Genomic DNA, 2,329 nt, shown 5'->3' with positions numbered 1-2,329 from the left:
TGCCATACAGACACACCTCGTTATAGTTGATATATTTATTATAACAATCTGTGTCTACTTTTTAGTCTAGCATCAATTTCTTGTCGTAGTTCATCAATATCATATTTTCTTTGTGTTTTATGAAGTGTGTTTGAATAAATAAAATTTGGGAGTGGTTTTAAATCTTTTTCTAATTCTAAATCCATAAGTAAAAACTTTTTTAAAGGGGTACTAGTCACATAACATAATTTCAACAATGAACTTAGGCTTGCTCTACGCTTTCCCTTTTCCCAATCATACTTAGCTCTTTTCGGTACTTTGGCGAGTTTAAAGAGCTCATCACTAGTTATCAGATAATTATCAGTAACTCTACTAATATACTCTTTAATTCTATCTTTATAGGAAGCCCAGATTCTATCAGTTTCTCTTCTTTCAATCTTAGTTAAAGATAATAAATCACCAATATTCTTTATAGTCCATTCTTGCCAATGAAAATATTCAGTAGGGATATTTTCCGTTGAATTTGATTTACTATAACCAAGCCAAGAACCACATTTAAAACAATAACCCATAATGTTATTTCTAGAAATATGAAATTGATTAGTTTTACATGTTGGACAACAACATATAAGTCTGAAATTATGTTCTAAACAAAGTTCTACATCATTAAAAACCCATAACAACTTATCATATACTGGAATATTATTATCATTAGAATCTTGATAACAAAAAGGACACCAAAATTTATTAGAACGTACTTCATAGTTTGCTAGGAAATTACTATAATCTAACAATGTATGCATTTCTAGATTATTAATAGTAGTAAGGTCTGAAAGTACACTTACTAATTCTTTAGATTTTTGATGATAGTTATTAAATGTACAAGATTTTTTAGGTATAATTCCATCGCGTGGAACATCAACTTTACCCATTTTTGGGTAAATGATTTTACTAAAAAATACTCCAGAATTTAAGTTATGAGCATTTATCAGCCTTGATACATAACTTGTCATACTTTCTACCTGAATTGTCCTAATTCCTATTGGAGGTAAATTATAAAGAAAACTCCTTGGTGGTAAATCTTTCAGTAAATTTTCCATTGTCTTCTCTACCTTCCTTAAAAGTTTTTACTTATAAACATCTCATATGTAAGAAAACCCGACTTGTATAATCGGATTTTCTTATCAGGAACATGTATTTATTATTCCGCTTTATCCATCTGGTCAATTCCGACTTTATCCCTTTGTGGATTTCTTTCACCCGGTTTATTATTCTTCATATTTTTCTTTGGATCATTTTCTTCATTATCAGCAGTCTCTTCATATTTATCGATCAGACCTAATTCAATATATAATTCTTCTTCTTGATTTATGGACTCTTCTAATTGTGTTTCACCCAGTGTTGCTTCATTTAATAATTTTATACTTTTTCCTGGAGGAAGCTCATGCTTTTTGAAATCATCAATTTCTAACGTCGTAACATTAGAATTATTAGTAGTAGTAACCTGATAGGTAAGATATAACCAATCTTTAAGTATTCCAATACAGCCAATGGTTCGACTGTAAAAATAATCCCAATTATTGATTAAATTTGGTTCTTCCGCTAATGGAAGATGCTGTTGAAATGCTAATAATACATTAACAAAAGATTTAAGATCATTTTTATTGTTTGATTGGTACCTTCTTAAATGAACATCTGTCCCTCTTCTAATAGTTTGACCATTTAGGTCTCTATATGTTAGCAAATCATAGTTGCCAGAAAGAACTATAGGTACATTTGTTACATTGGCTAATGATTTTAAAATGTTAATCTGATTTTTTAAATTTCTACTGTTGATAGTCATGGTTATATGTTGTGCTTCATCAATAAAAAAAGCTAATGGCTTCCTAAGTTTTAAAAAATTTTCCAAAGATCTTCTCAGAGCGGCCTTTGCATCATTTTTCAGTTTCTTTTTTCCTTCCTTTTCATTTATATAAATTTTATAATCAATTAAAGTTTCATCGGCCTCCACTAAACATCTATAGTAAAAGTCCTTCCAATCGAAACTTCCTGAATCAGGTGGTACTGCTTCTATAGCAAGAATTGGTATTAATCCCCTATCCTTTTGATACAATTCGAAATTATCTTCAAACAGCCTTTCTTGTACTTTTTCAATTAACTTCGACTTGCCTGCTCCCGATGGACCGAATACTAAAATGATCGAATTCTTACTCCCATTATTTATTCTATCTATTAAGTTATCGAAAGCCACTTCAAATGCAGGATGGGAAATATGCAGCGTTCTGGGAGTTTCCAAAAGTGGATACTTTAAATGGCTAAAACGACCTAAAAGTGATAGGCAGAAAAAACA

The 2,329-nt window shown here is 30.3% G+C and carries 2 protein-coding genes; both read right to left on the bottom strand.

The features are described 5' to 3' along the window. Nucleotides 1-38: 38 nt before the first annotated feature. Nucleotides 39-1,079 (bottom strand): TniQ family protein, encoded by a 1,041-nt coding sequence (locus ACR65M_RS26705; protein ID WP_440274917.1) that lies wholly within the window; start codon nucleotides 1,077-1,079, stop codon nucleotides 39-41. A gap of 101 nt (nucleotides 1,080-1,180) precedes the next feature. Beyond that, nucleotides 1,181-2,329 (bottom strand): ATP-binding protein (locus ACR65M_RS26700; protein ID WP_440274916.1); only part of this gene is annotated, 1,149 nt, incomplete at its 5' end.

The sequence above is a fragment of the Ferdinandcohnia sp. SAFN-114 genome (assembly GCF_059415045.1).
The sequence above is the reverse complement of the archived record's forward strand: the minus strand, read 5'-3'. Positions and strand labels throughout refer to the sequence as shown.

Bases quoted from the DNA above. Each gene is read 5' to 3' on its own strand.
- ACR65M_RS26705 (WP_440274917.1), bottom strand. From the start codon at position 1,079: ATGGAAAATTTACTGAAAGATTTACCACCAAGGAGTTTTCTTTATAAT.